This window comes from Brevibacillus invocatus (assembly GCF_003710915.1).
GTDB lineage: Bacteria > Bacillota > Bacilli > Brevibacillales > Brevibacillaceae > Brevibacillus > Brevibacillus invocatus.
Map to the genome: position 1 here is coordinate 25,731 of NZ_RHHR01000001.1, position 16,559 is coordinate 42,289.

Annotated in this window: 12 protein-coding genes; 1 reads left to right on the forward strand and 11 read right to left on the reverse strand. The window is 50.1% G+C overall.

All coding sequences use genetic code 11. The features are described 5' to 3' along the window. Nucleotides 1-87: 87 nt before the first annotated feature. Nucleotides 88-1,848 carry an SgrR family transcriptional regulator gene (locus EDM52_RS00175; RefSeq protein ID WP_245996391.1) on the reverse strand — a complete coding sequence of 587 codons (1,761 nt, stop codon included), beginning with the start codon at nt 1,846-1,848 and terminating at the stop codon, nt 88-90. Between the two features lie 127 nt (nt 1,849-1,975). On the opposite strand from EDM52_RS00175, the gene EDM52_RS00180 reads away from it, so the two are divergent. Then, the gene (locus EDM52_RS00180) at nt 1,976-3,256 is read left to right on the forward strand and encodes an MDR family MFS transporter (protein WP_122907028.1); all 1,281 of its coding nucleotides are present in this window, start codon (nt 1,976-1,978) and stop codon (nt 3,254-3,256) included. A 70-nt stretch (nt 3,257-3,326) separates the two neighbouring features. Here the strand turns inward: EDM52_RS00180 and EDM52_RS00185 are convergent, their stop codons facing one another. The 10 genes from EDM52_RS00185 to EDM52_RS00230 form a co-directional block, all read right to left on the reverse strand. Continuing rightward, complete coding sequence (locus EDM52_RS00185; RefSeq protein WP_122907029.1) at nt 3,327-5,459, reverse strand: GDYXXLXY domain-containing protein; 2,133 nt, start codon at nt 5,457-5,459, stop codon at nt 3,327-3,329. A 103-nt stretch (nt 5,460-5,562) separates the two neighbouring features. Then, complete coding sequence (locus EDM52_RS00190) at nt 5,563-5,856, reverse strand: RNA-binding S4 domain-containing protein (protein ID WP_122907030.1); 294 nt, start codon at nt 5,854-5,856, stop codon at nt 5,563-5,565. Then, nucleotides 5,853-7,340: a bifunctional methyltransferase/pyrophosphohydrolase YabN gene (gene yabN / locus EDM52_RS00195; protein ID WP_183184732.1), complete on the reverse strand. Its 1,488-nt coding sequence runs from the start codon at nt 7,338-7,340 to the stop codon at nt 5,853-5,855. Before yabN ends, EDM52_RS00190 begins: the two co-directional genes overlap by 4 nt. Before the next feature lie 19 nt (nt 7,341-7,359). After that, complete coding sequence (locus EDM52_RS00200; protein ID WP_122907032.1) at nt 7,360-9,021, reverse strand: putative polysaccharide biosynthesis protein; 1,662 nt, start codon at nt 9,019-9,021, stop codon at nt 7,360-7,362. Nucleotides 9,022-9,248: 227 nt separating this feature from the next. After that, nucleotides 9,249-9,791 (reverse strand): stage V sporulation protein T, encoded by a 543-nt coding sequence (spoVT, locus tag EDM52_RS00205; RefSeq protein WP_122907033.1) that lies wholly within the window; start codon nt 9,789-9,791, stop codon nt 9,249-9,251. 240 nt (nt 9,792-10,031) lie between these two features. Further along, nucleotides 10,032-11,114, reverse strand: a complete 1,083-nt coding sequence (locus EDM52_RS00210; protein WP_122907063.1) for a peptidylprolyl isomerase — start codon at nt 11,112-11,114, stop codon at nt 10,032-10,034. A gap of 45 nt (nt 11,115-11,159) precedes the next feature. Beyond that, nucleotides 11,160-14,708: a transcription-repair coupling factor gene (gene mfd / locus EDM52_RS00215; protein ID WP_122907034.1), complete on the reverse strand. Its 3,549-nt coding sequence runs from the start codon at nt 14,706-14,708 to the stop codon at nt 11,160-11,162. 163 nt (nt 14,709-14,871) lie between these two features. Then, the gene (locus tag EDM52_RS00220) at nt 14,872-15,102 is read right to left on the reverse strand and encodes an anti-sigma-F factor Fin (RefSeq protein WP_122907035.1); all 231 of its coding nucleotides are present in this window, start codon (nt 15,100-15,102) and stop codon (nt 14,872-14,874) included. Nucleotides 15,103-15,174: 72 nt separating this feature from the next. Beyond that, nucleotides 15,175-15,741 (reverse strand): aminoacyl-tRNA hydrolase, encoded by a 567-nt coding sequence (gene pth / locus EDM52_RS00225; protein ID WP_122907036.1) that lies wholly within the window; start codon nt 15,739-15,741, stop codon nt 15,175-15,177. 123 nt (nt 15,742-15,864) lie between these two features. Further along, nucleotides 15,865-16,485: a 50S ribosomal protein L25 gene (locus EDM52_RS00230; RefSeq protein ID WP_122907037.1), complete on the reverse strand. Its 621-nt coding sequence runs from the start codon at nt 16,483-16,485 to the stop codon at nt 15,865-15,867. Nucleotides 16,486-16,559: the final 74 nt, after the last annotated feature.

The following is a 16,559-nucleotide window of genomic DNA, read 5'->3' on the forward strand; positions in this document are numbered from 1 at the left end:
TTTCCCTGCAATCTCCACTATGATAAAGAAAAGCTTGCGGGAAAGGGTTACAGACTGGTAACGAATGGGGAATCGGAGAAAATCAGGTCATTTTACCCACATTTTCGCAAAGTCCCCCCATCCAAAGGAGTCCATCGTCACACCTTGCAGGGCAGGATGAACATTGTCCGTTCGCTTGATATGGACATGAAACAAAAGCCACAGCTCTTCGTTCATTTTATCCTCGATCAGGGCAAGTGCCTGCATCCGTTTCTCTCGATCTGGCAGGCGAAGCACTTGGGACAAGCTCCGCTCGACAAAATCCCGTTGTTCATCACCCATAAAGCGGTGGACCATCGTGCAGGTATTCTTATAGACCTCGAATAAGCCCAATTCAACATCTCTTTGCAGAACTTCCCCCATCATCACCATATCGGCCTCCTCAACCATCCGATTGGTTGGAGACAGGTACTCTTCCTTTCTTAATACTTCAATCTTGATCTGCAGACCGATCTGTCGACAACGTTCCTGCACCCATCTAGCCTCCAGCATATGCGTATAGCCCTCGCTGACAAAAAAGGTGAGCATCTCTCCTTGATAGGCGCTCTTTTTCAGCCAGGCTGCGGCATCCTCCAATGAGGTCGATGCAAAGTTCATGGTCTTGCTCTTCTCCGGCAAAAAGCTGCTTGCCGGTGAGTATTCCTTTTCCTGGTGCGCCTGATTATCTGCTATAAACTGTTTGCGATCCATCATCAGACGCATGGCCTTGCGAAAAGCATAGTCATGCTGAACACCCGGACGCCGGAAATTGAAGCCCAGGTAATAACAGCCTACCTCCTGATACTCCACACCTTCTCTCCTGCCCAACGAACTGGCAGATGAACCGATTTCTTCGGGAAGCAGATACCGTTTGTGGGGATAGGACGATTCGGGTACTATCCAAATCTCCACGCGATCCAATAAGGCTCTCTCCCGGTAGTAGTCTTCAAAGGCTTCCAGAACCAGTCTCTCACTGGTAAATTCGGCCATCCGAAACGGTCCTGTACCGATCATGGAGCGTTCCGAGAAAGGGACATCATGCGGCAGGATGGACATCGCAATCGAACCTGCCAGATGTAGAAAAAAACCGTTGGGCTGGCTCAGGTGAAAAGTGATTTTCCTGTCATGATGCTGCTCCATTCGGACCACATCCTCCATCTGCCAGCGATAGGGCGAGTCCTGCTGTTGCAACCGTTCCACGGTATAGACAACATCCTTGACTGTAAGCAGACGGCCGTGATGAAAGCGAACCCCTTTTCGCAGGTAAAAGGTCCAGGTGTCCATCTCCTCATTGCACTCCCAAGCGTGAGCGAGTTGAGGAATGAATTGCTGTTTCTCCACGTCAAATTCGATCAACCGATGACAGATTTGCTGGACAAAATGGCTCTCAGCCGCTACCGCAACGAAGATCGGGTCCAGCGTACTGAATGCTCGGGATCTTGGAATCCGCAGTACGTCCGTACTCACCTGCTCTGTCTCTTCTGCAATGAAACCAAACTGATTGTTCCATACATCCTGGAGCATTCGTTTGGCTTGTGCGGGCAGACGTTGATGGCTGATCAATTCGATGGCTTCTCCCACTTTTCCATCCGTCAGCAAGCGTCGAAAATGTGCGATCAAAAAATCAGTGGTATCGCACAAAATCGTGAGTGTGGAATGGTTACCGCGCCCCACGCCTGCCTTCCACCTGAGCAAGCCCTCTTTTTCCCACTTACGCAGAATCAATTTCACGTTGCGGGGAGTACAGCAAAGCAGCTGGGACAACTCTTCAATCCCAACAACCTGCTCATGTCCGCGCTCCCAATCGGTAAGACCCAATAACATTTGCATGAAATGCTCGTGGCTTTTCATTTTCCTGATCCGCCCTTTTAAAAGATGAAATTACTCATGTGAACTTACACTTTTTCTTCCTCTTTTATTCCGTAAAAATGATACCAAAGAGAAAGGAGAAATGCACATGGGCTTTTTTCAACTGCATCCCAATATCCGCATCCGCATTGTCACTTCTTTTTTGACCCGAGTGGTGGGTACGATGATCTTTCCGTTTATGGCGATTTATTTTTCCGACAAGCTCGGGCAGGCTTTGGCGGGTTTTCTATTATTTATGTCGATCATTGCGCAGATTCTGACGAGCTTTTACGGCGGGTATATCGCCGATCGCTGGGGAAGAAAAAAGGTGTTGGTTTACGGGCAATTGATTCAATGTGGCGCGTTCTCAATCATGGCGCTCGCCAACTCGCCACTCCTGGACTCTGCCTGGCTGACATTTGCCATGATGCTTGTACAGAGTGCGAGCAATGGCTTGATCAACCCTGCTGCTGACGCCATGCTGATCGATGTCAGCACCAAAGAAAATCGGACCTTCATGTACAGCATCAGTTACTGGGCATCCAACCTGTCGATTGCCATCGGCTCTGTCTTTGGCGGACTGTATTTCGCCACCCATCGCTTTGAATTGCTGCTGATCCTCACGTTAATCGGTGTATTTACATGGGCGCTTACCCAATTCTTCATGCAGGAATCCTATCAGCCATCCTGCTCACAGCGCGAGCTACCCAAGGGCAGCAGGCTACTTTCTGATCTGGTGGTCAGCTACAGGCAGGTGTTGAGGGATCGCCGATTTTTGCTTTATTCGCTGGGAGGCCTCTTCATCTTTGCCCTAGAATTTCAAACCTCCAACTACATCGCTGTCCGTCTGTCCCAGGAATTTATTCCACAAACGCTGCATCTGTTTGACTGGTTTTCTATCCAGATCACAGGCATCAAGGTATTCAGCCTCATCCAATTGGAAAATACGTTGCTCGTTGTAGGGTTGTCCTTATTCGTCACTCGGTTGATCGGCAAGGCACGCCCTGCGACTGCCATGTATCTGGGCGCACTGCTCTATATTGGCGGCTATGCGATCACGACCTACAGCAATACGCTTTGGGTCATTATTCTCACCATGTTCCTGGCAACCGTAGGGGAGCTGATGCACATCCCGACGCGTCAAACCTATCTGGCCGAGATTGTTCGCGACGATGCCCGCAGCTCGTATATGGCCGTCAATGGCCTCGTTCTGCAAGGAGCCAAGTTGAGTGGTGCGATTGGAATCAGCCTGGGTGCAATTCTCCCCTCGTACGCGATGGCGCTCTTGTTTGCAGGCTTGGGGGTATGTGGTCTCTTGCTCGTCCGAATCGTCGTTCGTGAGCTGGAGCAGTCTGGTCACACTACCTCGGCACCTGCTCTGCATGGATAAAAGGTTCCCTATATAAAGAAGAAGCTGCCCTTACACGTTGGCAGCTTCTTCTATCTTCCATTCCATGTTATTAATGCTCAGACAGGCTTTCCAGTATGGCGTCTCCTTTTTTGCCGACCTTCACAAAAGCAAACCTGGCATTCCTTTCTACCTCCAGACCGGTGCCCTCCGGAACAAAGTAGCTTTCGATTCCGTATTCGACCCTTTCCCGGCCCAGAGTCGTACCATTGATTACCACATCCTCAGGCATGGCCTGGTATTCCTTGTTCCAGACGCCATTCAGCTCGTAATAGCCGCTGAAACCGTACAAATCATCTTGTTGCTTTCTCAAGACGACTCGTATCTTCTCGCCATGTGCTACATCGTGCTCACCCAAATTGGATATGGTGTAGCTCAGTCGGACGTAATCCCCTTGCAGCAGGGAACGAGGATCGACTGGCTGCAGCTCCAGCTTGACGAGTGTGCCTTCTGCCAAAATGGTTTCACTGCTCCAGACCTGATAACCCAGTATAGCCAATTGAAGTACGATGACAGGCAGAAGCACCAGCTGTTTGGCAGCAAAAATGGCTGAACTGCCAGTTGACCCGTCGAATTTACTCCGTCGATCCAGCCAGTAGCTGACTGCAAAGAAGACGACGCTCAACAACAGCAGACTGAAAGACTTGTGCAAAAGACTCCAGAAAAAGTCGTAGTATTTCATGACGATAAAAGCAAACCAGAACCCGAGTGAGATGCCGAATTCCCATCGGCTCCCGCGATGCAACGTCCAGTACACCAAAAACGTGCTAAGTGCGAAAAAGCCGAGATTGACGACCACCGTAAAGCTCGTATTGAACGTCGATTCCGTCAGGATCAGGAGGAAAAGCATCGCGTAGCATAGCGAACTGTTGCGCAAGACCGGAGAATGCCGCAAAAAGAAGTACATCGCCATCTGAAAAAGGAAAAACAGCAGCAAGATCCATTCATTTTCGATACGATCGATCAGTTTGATGTACAAGACGACAAGGAAAGTCAATTGCGACAATAATCTTCCAGGTATGCTTGGCCGGATGATCCAAATCACGACGACCATCAGCAAAAAGAGCATCCACAACCAATTGTCCAAGTATAGTGCTGAGGAGGCGCCGAGCAGGTACCCCATCATCAGCAGCGTGTAGCGAATCGTAGGATTCATCTCCATGTAGAACACTACAGGCATCAAAAAGCCTAGGATAGCCAGGAAAAAGACCGCATATCCCACGTCGTCCTCGATCATCAGAAAAAGCAGTCCCGTAATCGAGGCAGAAGCAATGAGCGAAGCCACCGTAGTGACCAGTACCATAAATGCTTCCTGAATGATGCGAATCCATAATTTATCCTGATGACTCGACGCTTTTTTCAGCCATTTCGCAGCCTCCACAGCCCCCCATACCAGAGCAGCTGCTGCCAACAGGCTCAAGACCAGGAATCCTTCCGAGAAGTACTCCGCCATATACCAAAAGAAATTCGCCAGTAAAAACAAGGCAAGAAATGCTGACGTAGCAATCAGCAAACCCCGGCTAGGCATCCATTTCAAAAAGGCAAAAAACAGGAGTGCTCCGACCAGCATGTAGAGAAGCTCTGGAAAGGGACCGTAGACATCTACAAAGGAAGAGGCAAATAGCGCCACGGAAAAAACAGAGAATGACAAATAGCGTATTGCCGAAGACTGCAGGCGATTGGTGGAAGTAAGCCAGAACATCATGAGATTCAGCAGCGCGATGATCCAGAAGACCATATACCACCACTCATCGGTGCGTACAACCTGAACCACGGAAGGATCGAGAAAGAACCAGAGCGCCAGATGTGCAAGTACATAGCTCAGAACGTAAAAGGGCTGATATCGCGTCAAAAAGGCAAACAGGATACTTGGCAAGAACCAGACCACAAAAAGCATGTAGCTATCTGCGTGGGAATTGTAGATTTGCCCAAGTAAGGCAATGCTGACCCCGAATGAAAGACAGCCCGCTAGCAACAGCCAGTTACTGATAAACGGTTGCCTTTTTAACAGCAGGGCCACCAGGTACGAAGCCAGATAAAAAAGCACCATCACAGATATGCTAATCCCAATCTTTCCCCAACGTTCCAAGGCAGGCCAATTCGATGCAAAAAAATACAAGAGAGCAGAGAGCAATAGAGAAATCCCTAACAAATATCCAAGTCGTACGACATTGACATTATTCATTTCTTACACACCCCTTCTGATCTGTATCCGGGCATCACTATTATATCCTTTTTTTGCCACAAAAAAGAGACTGCTTTTGCAGCCTCTTTGACGAATCGATAGCCTAGCCTTTCAAATAAGCGTCCTCTTCCTTTTCATCGCGAGGTACCGGCACTTCACCAAGCACACTGTACAGGGATGCTGCTTCTTCCTTGCGCGGGTTTTCCTTGATGTCTTCGACTTTCACAGTCACGATCTTTTGACCAAAGCGAATCGCCAGCTTATCGCCAATCTTGACGTTGCTGGATGCCTTGGCTGGACGGTCATTGATTTCCACCCGTGCTTTGTCGCATACCTCTTTGGCTAGCGTACGACGTTTGATCAACCTGGATACCTTCAGATACTTGTCCAATCTCATTTTCCATCTCCCCCTCGTTCGTGGTGCTTGGCTTCCTCCCACCACTTGTCCATCTCCTGTAGATCGGTCTCATCAAAAGAGCGACCTGCTTCCTTCAGCTTTGCTTCTATATAGGAAAAACGGCGTTTGAACTTTTTGTTCGTCATGGCGAGCGCTTCTTCCGGGTCCAGCTTGAGGAAGCGTGCCAGGTTGACCACTGCGAAGAGCAGATCCCCCAATTCCCCTGCCCGCTCTCCTTCTGAAGCTTCACGCAGCTCGCGGTACTCTTCCTCCACTTTTCCGTAGACGTCCGCCACATCGTCCCAGTCAAAACCGATCTGGGCCGCCTTTTTCTGGAGCTTGTAAGCGTACATCAGTGCAGGTAGATCGCGCGGGATGCCAGCCAGATGGGATTGGTTGTCCACGTCAATGCCCTTTGCCGCTTTTTCCTGCGCTTTGATTTCCTGCCAATTGGCCAATGCCTCTGTCGCATCATCCGCGCTTTTTTCACCAAACACATGCGGGTGACGACGCACCAGCTTTTCGTTTAACCCGGCGACGACATCGTCTACTGTAAAGTACCCTTCCTCAGCAGCCATCTGAGAATGAAGCATGATCTGCATCAGCAGGTCGCCCAGCTCCTCGCACATGGCATCCGGGTCTTCATCATCGATCGTCTCCAGGACTTCATACGTCTCTTCAATCAGATTTTTACGGATGCTCTGGTGCGTCTGCTCGCGGTCCCACGGACATCCGTCCGGACTGCGAAGAATCTCAACAATCTCTTTCAGGTAGGAGAACTGCCGATACGAGATGCGCTCCTCTTTGGTCGGCGGTACGTAGACCAAAGACAGATTGCCGAAGTGGTCCAGGCGATCCAGCTCATACAAAGGAACGGTCTCGATTCGCTCCTGGCCAGCTACGCCAACCGCTGTCGCTACAGTCACCTGATAGTCATCCGGCAGGACTTCCATGAGCGTCAGCTTGACATCAGATGCGACAAACGCATCGTATACCTGCGCAATAATCGTGTGCAGGCCCACAGCGATCTCATGTGCTTTGAGTGCTGTTCCGTCCAGCAGGGAAAAGCCCTCGATCGGGTCTATTTGCAGTCTCGCAAACAAAGGATCGATAAAGCTTTGTCCCCCGCCGATCTCGATCTGAACACCTCTTGCTTCTCCCTGTTCCAGCAGAAGCTGTACAGTACGCTCTGCCACCAGCGGATGACCAGGTACAGCGTAGACAAGATTTCCTTCTGTTTCAGCCGCGGTAAACAGTCTTTCGACGATGTCAGCATACACGTCGGCAAACGACTCGTGCTGTTCATAAACCTCATCGAAGGATTCCATCGCGATGCCTTCTGCAGTCAACTGCGTAACCACAGGGTGCTCCTTTGTCCGCAGAAAAAGGTGGCTCGCCTGTGTCAGCTTGCGATAAATCCCGTAAGGCAGCTGATCCAGGTCTCCGGCTCCCAAGCCTACTACGGTAATCGTGCTTTTCTTCATGTCCAATCGTCACATCTCCTTACGCGTTCTCAACATGATCCTTGCTCGGAGGCAGCAAGCGAAGTCGGGTGAGCAAGGAAGCAATACGCTTTCCTTTTGGCAAAAAGTGAATATCGTTCTTGGTCAAGCCACCTGTCTTCAGCAGCGCCAGCAGATAGAAGATCGCCCCTGAACCCACTGCCAAAAGACCAACCAAGGTATGCAAGAGACGCTCCGACTGGATGACTCCGCCGAAGAGAACAAGTCCCGCCCACTCGACAGCCAGTACAACAACCGCCATGATCAACACAGAGATCGTAGGCTTAAGTGCTGTTTGACGCAATCCAATTCGTGCACCCGTATATTTTTTGACTCCGAGGACATTGAGGCCCATCGCCACCAAATAGGCCAACACCGTAGACACCGCTGCCCCTGTAATCCCCCAAAAAGGAACCAACAAGAGATTGAACACGAGCTTTACAATAACCCCTATCGTCAGGTTGCGAGCAGGGCGCATAACTCTCCCCAGTCCTTGCAAGATCCCAGCGCTCGCGATACTCAGCGTAGCGAACAGAATCGTAAAGGATTGAACGGCGATCGCTTCTGTCCCGTTGCTGTCTCCATACAGCATCACATTGATCGGCTCAGCCAAAAGCGCGAGTCCGAAGGAAGCTGGCAGACCCAACAAAAAAGTAAGGCGAATCGCAATCTCGGAACGGGTGGCAATCAATTGCTTTTGACGCTGGGCAGCTGCCTCACTGATCGCTGGAACCAAAGCAAGCGAGAGTGAAGTTGCAAAAAACGTCCCAAATTGGATCAAAGGCTGACTGCGGTCAAAAGCTCCTTTTAACAGCTTGGCCGCATGCTCTTCCAGCCCGCTCCATTGCAGCATGTTGATGACTGTAATAGAGTCGACCAACGGTATAAGCGGGAGCACCAGAGCTCCAATACAGATCGGCAGCGCGTATTTCAACAAGCTATTCAGGATTTGCCGATTGCTCCAGTTGCTGATGCTGGCAGATTGCTCCACCTCAGCTACCTGTGCTTCCCCTTTTTGCTTGTCCCGTCTCCAATACCACAACAAGACCAGTGCAGCCGCCACGCCGCCAGGAAATGCTGCAAATACTGCTCCCGTACCGGCCATATAGGCATCTTCATAGATGTACATCGCCACATAGGCGGCAATCAGGATGAAAATCACGCGGACAAACTGTTCGATGACCTGTGAGACACCTGTCGGCATCATGTTCTGGTGACCCTGGAAATAGCCGCGCAGAATCGCTACCATCGGAAGTAACGGCAGTGATAAGGCAACTGCGCGCAATGGGGTGGTCAGATGATCGTCACCCATGAATCCCGCAATCAAAGGCGCTCCCCCATATAAGACGAGGAAAAAAAAGAACCCGAGAATGAGCAAGGCGATGCTGGCTACACGAAATGATTTTCGTGCTCCTCCTACATCCCCAATAGCCATGCGCTCTGAGACGATCTTGGAAATCGCGATGGGAAAACCAGCCGTAGCCAAGATCAGCAGTGTGGTATACAACGGGTATACTTGCATATATACGTACAATCCGATGTCACCGGCGATGTTTTGATAAGGAATACGATATACCGCTCCCAAAAGTTTGGAGACAAGACCGGCTACCCCGAGAATCGCGGCGCCTTTCACAAACAGTAAAGATGTCTTTTCTTGAGCCATATACGTGAACGTTCTCCTCTCCAAGCTGAAACTTCGTACATTATACCACAGGCATTTGCGTATTAGAAAAACTGGACATGCTCCCCTATTCGACTGGTTGATCCATTCCAGCGGTGCGAGAATCATTGTCGAGCACGTACGAAAACCATTAAACTAACTTTTTTACACGTACAAAAAAGCAGCCCCATGATGTGGTGGCTGCTTTTTCGAACACCTTCCTGCTCTCGCTATTGCTCCATCTGTTTTGCCAAGAATCCTGCAGCTGTCTCAGACATCTTCATTTCCAAATCGCTCATCTTGGTCGATTCGTTTTTGTTGAGCAAGATTACCGAACCAATCGGGTCACCGCCTGCGACAATCGGTGCGACAACGAACGAACCATAGGTCTCATTCACATCGCGACAAATTTCGTACGTTCCCGAATTTTTCTCCAACCGCGTTTTGCGCTCTTCAAGACATTTCTCTACGATACTGCCAATCGCTTTTTCCAAGTATTCCTTTTTGGACGCTCCAGCTACGGCGATTACGCTGTCTCGGTCTGATATCAACACAGTATGGTTCAAGCTCTCATACAGAGAGTCAGCGTATTCTTTTGCAAAATCACCAAGTTCTCCAATGGGCGAATACTTCTTGAGAATAACTTCTCCGTCACGGTCTACGAAAATCTCAAGCGGATCGCCCTCACGAATGCGAAGTGTACGGCGAATCTCCTTGGGAATCACGACCCTACCGAGGTCGTCAATTCGACGAACGATACCAGTTGCTTTCATGTCTTGTTGCCTCGCTTTCCCTAAAGAAGTTGGGTAGTGAATAGGTGCTTGGTGGTTGGATACCTGTATTTTTTCCTGAAATTCTAATTTTACCTATGCGTATTGGCAGCAACTTTTTCCAACTCGTCTTGATTACTCTCCCCCGGGCGGTAGCGAGTGATTATAGTATTTGTTCCTGTTTCAAGAATATGCGAGAAAACGAAAAAACAGGGAGTGCTCCCACCCCCTGTTTTTTCATCCTTATTTCGTCGCCGGTTGCTTCGGCTCCGGAATATTGTAATTGCTGATCAGCTTGTCCAGATCATTCTTGCTGAAGGCATCGTAAGCCTTCTCCAAAGCTTGCGCACGAAGCTGCTCTTTCATCTCATCAAAAGTCTTCTCTGTGCGCTTTTCCACTTTTACGATGTGGTAGCCGTAATCGGTTTTGACAGGCGGCCCCACTTCGCCAACTGGTTGGGTCAGCGCAGCTTCTTTAAATTCAGGAACCCATTGCGTCACTACAGTATCCTCATACAGACCGCCCGTTTCCTTGCTGCCTGGGTCGTCTGTAAATTCAGTTGCCAGCTTGGCGAAGTCTTCACCCTTTTTCAGGCGAGCTTCCAGATCCTGAGCCAGTTTCAGCGCTTCCTCTTGTGGGCGCTGTTCTGTAGAAATCAGGATGTGGCGAACAGATGCCACAGTCCGGTTAGCCTTATCCAGTGCATCGAATTCTTTCTTGAGATCTTCATCGCCAATTTCCTTCTTCAGGACATTGATTGAATCGTTGATGATCGCCATTTGACCTACGATCATCTCCTTGGATACAGCTTGCCCTTCCAGGAACTTCTCAAACTTGGCTTCGTCCTTGCCAAAGAATCCAAGATACTGCCCTTTTATTTTCTCGAAGGTTTGCTCTGCCATGTCCTTCGATTCCTTTTTGATCGCTTCGTCCGCACGCCCAGACAAAATTTTCGTAGCCGTGTACTCACGTGCAAAGGCTTTGAGCGCATCCTTGTCGGCGATCTCGATCATGCTTCCCTGCTGTGGATTCATGAAGTTGATGGCACGCAGGAACTCTTCAAACTCTTTTCCTGTCAATTTACCGCCTTGATATTCCACAATCGTCGCATCGGCTGCTACGGTAAACGGCATGTCAAGCTTTGGAAATTGAGCCAAAGGATCGTTGGGATCAGCTGCAGGTGTCTGCTCCCCATTTTGTCCAGCCTCGGTCTGATTGGACGGTGTTTGTCCGTTAGACTGCTCGTTTTCTTTGGCATTGCCGCATCCGGCCAGCAATGCCATTGCTAATGTAACAGAAGATAAAATCGCTAAAGAACGTTTCATTTTCATATGTGGATCTCCCTTTCTGGGAAGCCCGCAGTCACCACATCAGGAGACTGGGCTTTCCTTACCCGTGTCTTTGCGCACCTGGTGAAATTGCCGCAACAGTTTTTCAACCAACTGAACGCCCTCATCTTCTTGCAACCCTTTTACTTTAACAGTAATGACGATCTGTTGTCCACCTGAGAGACCAACCCTTCTGCCCCAGCCACTGGTGAGCGCAAACAAGGCTCCTCCATCGATGTTCTCGTTCTGACTGGTATGCAGGTACAGCTTGATCTCGTCCGGATTTTTTTGACTGATTTCGGTGATGTGGTGCTTCAGGGCATAGACACGCAATCGGGATATCGTCAGCAAGTTCTCCACAGGCTTTTGGACGGGGCCAAAACGATCCAGCAATTCTTCGGCCAGATCATCGACATCCTCCAAAGTAGAAACGGCAACGAATTTTTTGTACATCTCGATTTTTTGTCGACTGTCGGTAATGTAGAGCGAAGGAATATAGGCATCCAGCTGCAGGTTGATCTCGACTGGCGTCACAAGCTCCTGCCTTGGTTCACCTTTCAGCTCGTCAATCGCTTCCTTCAGCATCTGGCTATACAGATCAAAACCGACAGAGTTAATAAAGCCGTGCTGTTCCGCTCCCAACAAATTACCGGCTCCGCGGATGGACAAGTCGCGCATGGCGATCTTGAATCCGGAACCAAGCTCTGTAAATTCCTTGATCGCTTGCAGACGCTTCTCTGCTACTTCTGTCAGTACCTTGTCACGCTGATACGTAAAATAGGCATACGCGATCCGATTGGAGCGACCTACCCGTCCACGCAGCTGATAAAGCTGGGACAAGCCCATTTTATCAGCATTGTAGATAATCAAGGTATTGACGTTGGGAATGTCCACCCCGGTCTCGATAATCGTCGTGCTGACCAGGACGTCGTAATTCCCTTCCAGGAAATCGAGAATCACCGCTTCCAGCTCACTCTCGTTCATCTGACCGTGCGCGACGGCAATTCGTGCATCTGGAACCAGCATCGAAATCTGCTCTGCCATCTGCTCGATCCCTTGCACCTGGTTGTAAAGGAAAAATACCTGACCGTCTCGTGCCATTTCTCTTTCGATGGCCTCACGCACCAGCGCCGGGCTGTAATCCATGACATAGGTTTGGACAGGAAAACGATTTTCCGGCGGGGTCTCAATAACAGAAAGGTCCCGCACCCCAAGCATCGACATGTGCAAGGTCCTTGGAATCGGTGTAGCCGTCAACGTCATGACGTCTACATTGGTTTTCATTTGTTTCAGCTTTTCCTTGTGGCTGACGCCAAAACGCTGCTCCTCGTCCACTATCAGCAGTCCCAGATCGCGGAACGTCAAATCTTTGGAGAGCAATCGATGTGTCCCGATTACGACGTCTACGGTGCCTTCCTTCAAGCCCTTCAAGCTTGCATTTTGCTCCTTGCGTGAACGAAAGCGACTCAGCACCTCGACGCGAATCGGATAGTCGGCGAAGCGCTCCCGGAACGTCTCGTAATGCTGCTGAGCCAGGATCGTCGTCGGTACAAGCACCGCTACCTGCTTTCCATCCATCACGGCCTTGAAAGCAGCGCGAATCGCAACCTCCGTCTTTCCATAACCAACGTCCCCACATACGAGACGATCCATCGGTCTTCTTCGTTCCATGTCTGCCTTGACTTCACTGATCGCTTTGAGTTGGTCGACGGTCTCCTGATAAGGGAACATCGCTTCAAATTCACGCTGCTCCAAGGTATCCGCAGAAAAGGAATGACCGACTGCCGATTCGCGGGAAGCGTACAGCTTGATCAAATCCTCGGCAATATCCTTGACCGAAGACTGCACCTTGTTCTTGACGCGCTTCCATTCATTTCCACCCAGACTGTATATTTTCGGTTGTGCTTCCTCGCTCGCCACGTACTTTTGCACATGGTCGATCTGGTCGATCGGCACAAACAGGCTGTCTCCAGCCGCGTATTGAATATGCAAGTAATCTTTATGAATTCCGAGTATTTCCTTGGTTTCGATCCCCAGATACTTCCCGATCCCGTGATTCACGTGAACGACGTAATCACCCGGCTTTAGCTCCAGGTAGTTTTTGATGCGTTCTGCGTTGCTCATCGTCGACTGCACTTTGCGCGCTTTGCGCTGCTTGGCTGTAAAGACTTCACCCTCGGTTATGACGACAAGCTTGTTGAGCGGCAGTTCAAATCCAGACTGCAGGTTGCCCAGAATAATGGTCGGACGTCCAGGTGGTACCGTTTCCACAGAATCCAGCAGCAAATCCGCTTCCATCTCATAGTCGTGCAAAACGCGCTCCAGACGCTTCGCTCGCTCCTGGTCGGCAGCGACAAAAATGATCTGATCCTGGGACTTTTTCCAGCGAGCCAGCTCTGTTTTGAGCACATTCATTTGCCCATGGAAATTTTGCATGCTGCGACAGGTCAGATTGACGATATTTTGCGGCTGTGTCTTAGGAGACTGCCTCAAGAACAACGACAAGTAAATCATCTGTCGTTTCTTTGCAGAAAGAAGCTCATCATACGTGCGAGACAGCGTCAGGTTGGACATGTACTCGCCTTGGATGATACGCCCGGTCAGCCATTCGCCTTCTTCTTTTTGCAATTGTGCCGCAGTATCCATCACGCGGGAAGGCTCATCCATGATCAAAATAGTGTCCGACGGCATGAAAGACAGCAGCGTGTCCTGCGTAGGGTAGATCACGGAGATGTAGGCGTACAGATTGGCAAAGCGCTGCCCTTGTGCCATGCGTTCTACGTCAGAACCAATCCGCTCTACGACTTTTTCCTTGGCAGCCCCGTCCTTGAGCTTGGCTACCGTCTCTCCGAGCTTTTGCTCCAATCGGACAGCGGCTTCCTGCAAGAGCGGTGTAGAGACGATCATTTCCTTCGCTGGGCCAAGCAAATATTTCTGAACAGAGGTCAAAGAGCGCTGAGACCCCATGTCAAAGGTACGAATAGAATCGATCTCCACGTCAAACAATTCAATCCTTACCGGCCACTCGGAATCGATCGGATACAAGTCGATGATTCCTCCGCGAACGCTGAGCTCGCCCTTTCGCTCCACCATATCCACCCGCTCATAACCGAGCTCGATGCACTTGAGCAGGAACGAATCAATGTCCAATTCCTCTCCGACGTTTAGCTCGATCTGGGCATTTTTCCATATGTATGGAGGAACGACCAAGCGGCGCAAACCAGCAAATGGCGCAACCAAAAAACCCGTAAAGCCCTGGGCCAGACGGTTGAACACATGGATGCGCTGCTCCAGCATTTCCGGACTGGCGACAGCAAGCTCTGAGCCGATCAGCTCGTTGCCCGGATACAGCAGCACTTGATCGGCTGGTACCAGCTCAATCAAATCCTCGTATACTTTTTGTGCTTGATACATGTTATGGGTGACGACGCAAACCGGACGATTCGTCATCTCCTTCAATGCGGCCATGAGCGTCTGCCTAGCCGAGCCAGCCAGCCCTGAAACAAGCTGTTCATTCAAGCCTTGTTCCAGACCCGCCACAATCGTCCCGACATTGACGTCCTGTTTCATCGGGTTAATGATGACTTGCATTCACTAATCCCCTCTCTAGTTCTACTGTCGTACGGCGTATTCATTCCTCTAAACCATCACAAGAGATGGGGCTTTGGATCAACCATGCGAAAAGAAGCCTTAGCTCCCCAAGCTAAGGCCTTCATGGCAAGCCTTCTTCCTATCCCTGTACATCCGCCTCAGGTTATTGCAGCGGATTTCCGACGAGTGAAAGCTCCGGGTTCCAATTCAGTGCTTCACGGCAGTAGTCGCATGTAATGCGGACCACCGTATCTCCACTTTGTTCTCTCGATATTATAAGAGCCCGTTCTTCTTCGGTCAAGGAATCAAACCCGAGCTGATTTTCCGTTACCTGTGATTCATCAAATTCGGCAATTTTCATACCGCAACAACGACACGTGTAGCGTATGCTCATGTATATGCCACCCCCACACCATTTATCGATAGTATGGTCGTGAGAGTGGAAAATCATACTAGAGGGCACACGCTACTTCAAACTATTGTAATGGTTCATCACCTTGAGAAAGGGCTCTTTGACCCACATCGCAGCTGCTTCGGCAGCCAGGCTGACCGCCTCGTCAATCGCTTTTCGCTCGGCAGCAGGGAAGGTTTGCAGCACATAATCACTCACGCTTCTACCTGGCTCCGGTCGTCCAATTCCTACCTTGATGCGTTTGAACTCTTGTGTGCCCAGATGCTGAATCATCGATTTGATTCCGTTGTGACCGCCTGCACTGCCCTTTTCCCGCAGGCGCAGCTGTCCAGTAGGCAAATCCAGGTCGTCAAAAATAACCACCAGTTCATCTGGAATCAGCTTATAAAAATGGAGGATCTCTGCGACCGATTCACCCGAGAGGTTCATATAGGTCTGCGGTTTGACAAGCAGTACCTTTTCTCCCTCCAGTCGGCCTTCTCCCACAAGCGCACGAAACTTGTTCTGCGTAACGGGAATACCCCACTTCTCGCTAATTGTATCTATGGTCATAAAACCAGCATTATGTCTCGTTTCCTCATATTTTTTCCCTGGGTTACCCAGTCCGATGATTACTTTCACGCCGTTTCCCTCCTACTCTTTCCCCATTGTACCGGAAAAAGCCCGATTATCAAGCCTCGGACAAAGCGGTTCCTGGCAAAAGAGAAGCAAAAAACCCCCGGTGGCGAGACCGGGGTGCTTCACCTACACTTTTTTCGCTTCTTCTGTCGTTCCAGCCTTCTCGGCTACAGCCTCTGCTTCATCCTGCGCTTCGAGCGACTCTTCCGATGCCGCTTTTACTGGCAGAATGCTGATCAGCACTTCCGTACCATCCAGCCCTACTTCTACTCCAGCCGGTATTTCCAGATCCTGAACGAGGATGACGTCTCCAATGTTGAGCCCATCGACATCGACTGTAAAGGACGCTGGGATATTGCCAGGCAGACAGCTCACCTCCACACTGTGACGAACCAGCGTGGCCACACCTAGCTCAGGATCACCCGTCATCAGAACAGGAACCGTCGTGTCGATTTTTTCATTCATGCTGATTCGTTTAAAATCAGCATGCAAAATATTCCCAAACAAGGGATGGCGTTGCAACTCGTACACCATCACATCTTGTGTCTGACCAGCTACTTCCAAACGGAACGGTTTGTTGGTCGCCTGATTGCGCAATGCCGCATCCAGCTCCCGGCCTTTTATCTGGATCGTCTGATTGTTGAAATTTGTGCCGTATACTACAGCAGGTACCCAGCCGTTGCGCCGAAGCTGTCTGACATAGTTGCCTGATTCTTTGGCACGCACTTGAGCCTGTATCGCTTCCACAAAAAAACCTCCTTAAGGCAGCTAGTAAAAGTTTCCTCACTAGCTTGTCCATTGGAGGTAATTTCATTCCCCAA